The organism is Weissella sp. DD23 (assembly GCF_001579105.1).
Classification (GTDB): Bacteria; Bacillota; Bacilli; order Lactobacillales; family Lactobacillaceae; genus Weissella; species Weissella cibaria.
Genome location: NZ_KQ970390.1, coordinates 179257 through 181468, shown reverse-complemented (window position 1 = coordinate 181468; position 2212 = coordinate 179257). Strand labels below are relative to the sequence as shown.

3 protein-coding genes and 1 pseudogene are annotated in these 2212 nt (G+C 46.9%); all 4 read right to left on the bottom strand.

Annotated features, from left to right (window positions below; translation table 11 throughout):
• Positions 1-107: pseudogene (locus WEIDD23_RS14165) on the bottom strand (ribonuclease Z); the annotation flags it as partial.
• A 114-nt stretch (positions 108-221) separates the two neighbouring features.
• On the bottom strand, positions 222-950 hold the full coding sequence (locus tag WEIDD23_RS00845; protein ID WP_010371901.1) for a hypothetical protein: 729 nt from the start codon (positions 948-950) through the stop codon (positions 222-224).
• A 13-nt stretch (positions 951-963) separates the two neighbouring features.
• Positions 964-1236, bottom strand: coding sequence for a hypothetical protein (locus tag WEIDD23_RS00840; protein ID WP_010371904.1), 273 nt, complete (start codon positions 1234-1236; stop codon positions 964-966).
• 92 nt (positions 1237-1328) lie between these two features.
• Positions 1329-2212: DnaJ C-terminal domain-containing protein (locus WEIDD23_RS00835; protein ID WP_062358672.1), on the bottom strand; the 884-nt coding region annotated here is incomplete at its 5' end.

The window sequence follows — 2212 nt, the reverse complement described above, 5'->3', positions numbered from 1 at the left end:
AACAACCAAACGGAATTAATTTCTTCTAGCAAGCGAAGCGCGATACTCGTTACATTACGAAAACGAGCTGGCACACCTGCACCAGTTCCTAGAAACTCGATTTGCATGATATTAGGAACTCCTTTTATCTATCTCTCAAACAAAAAACCGCCATAATGACGGTTTAAACTAACTATTAGTCTATCATTTTTTGCCGCATATTTATAGACCCACGCATTAAATCAGAAGGTGACCCGAAGCTTTGCAGATGGCCCGACCAAGATATTGCCATGACGATCCTTGACTGTTGCAAATTGCAAATCAATATCGTTTGTAGCACCCTTCGGAATGAAAACCGTCACGGTTGCATCAGTGTAACCCCCGGCTGGAATGCCAGCCACGCTCAACTTAGGGTCATTGACCAAACCGTTTAATTCAGACATCGTTGGCTTACCCTTAAACCCAATTGTTGTCACACCTGGCGTCACACCGAACGTTGTACTATCATTCGTAATCCGATAGGCAATGACCAGTGTTTCATACCCATTGGCTAATTTAGGTGTATTCAGAACACGCCGCGCATTTTGCAGGGCTTTTGTCGAGCGCGCAGTATTTTTGTAGCGGGCAATTCGAGTAACCTGATAAATAAAATTGTGATTTTGCAACGTTGCATTTACAGCGTTGTCTCCAACCAACTTTTCTGCAACCCCACTACTCGTGAGCCGATACTGACCGACTTGCGTCAAACGGCCATTTGCGACGAACTCCTTCGACTTCAAATCACTGGCAGTTGGCGTACCGGCCGATTTCTTTTTTCCTGTTGGCAAATCATGATTACTAGGTGTGTTCGCTTGTTCAGCAAACGTATGCGCTGGTTTTGTCACATTGCTGGTGTGATAAAAAAATATCACCACGCTCGCAAATACCAGTAACAAAATTGCGGTGATCAACCACCCTAAGCGTTTTTGCATTCTCATTTCTCCATCATCCAAGAACCAGGGCGTCGTCGACAATCCGGTATCCATACACCGGATGTAGCGTGAAATCATCATCACGCACCACTATCTGCAATGAATCAGGAGTCTGCATAATCACCTCCGCCAATTCTGCTTGATAGGCCACGTCCGTTGTCATGACTAGCAAATCCCCATCACGCCCAAGTAAGCGAACTGGTTGCACCTGGTCATCTAGTCGCACCGCCAACAAACGATTCGTTGGCATGCCAGATGTCGCTGCTTTAAAATCTGCTAATAGCATGTCTTGCTCTCCATTGGTAATTTCTTACCGTTAATCTTACCACACAAAAAAGGTGACTAACCTTAAGATTAGCCACCTGATTAATGGTCGGTTTAACCGAAGAAGCCCTTCTTGTGCTCACCAGTCATTGCTGCTTGGAATGCCTCAAGCGCCTTCTTTTGGTCCTTATTCAACTTCTTAGGCACATCAACGTAAATCGTAACGATGTGATCACCTTGGCCACCGCGCATAAATGGCGCTCCTTGGCCACGAAGACGGAAGTTTGCTTCAGTTGGCGTACCGGCGGGTACCTTCAACTTCTTCAAACCATTAACCGTCTTCACTTCAATTTCGCCACCCAAGACAGCTGTTGCATAATCGATTGGCACACGTGAGTAAATCGTGCCACCATCACGTTCAAAGCCATCCTTTGACGCTTCAACGCGGAAGACCACAAACAAATCTCCGTATGGGCCCCCGTTATAACCAGCCTCACCTTGGCCAGACAAGCGCATTTGTTGACCATTCTCGACACCCGCAGGCACCGTCACCTTCAACTCCTTGCTTTCTTGACCACCGTTATCCGTTGAACGCGTGTATGAAATCGTTGTCTCTTTACCAAAAACAGCCTCTTCAAACGTCAAGTTCATGCGGTATTGCAAGTCTTGCCCCTTGCGTGGACGATTAGGGTCTTGGAAGCCACCACCAAACATTTGACTGAAAATATCACCCAAATCAGAGAAGTCGCCGTATTGACCACCGCCGAAGCCACCAAAGCCGCCTTGGCCACCGAAGCCACCAGCTTGACCATCAGTCGCACCGTATTGATCATACATCGCACGCTTTTGCTCATCACCAAGGGTCTCGTACGCTTCTTGTACATCCTTGTATTTCTGCTCAGCACCCTCTTCGTGGTTCAAATCAGGGTGGTACTTCTTTGATAGCTTGCGGTAAGCCTTCTTAATCTCATCTTGTGAGGCGTTCTTATCCACGCCCA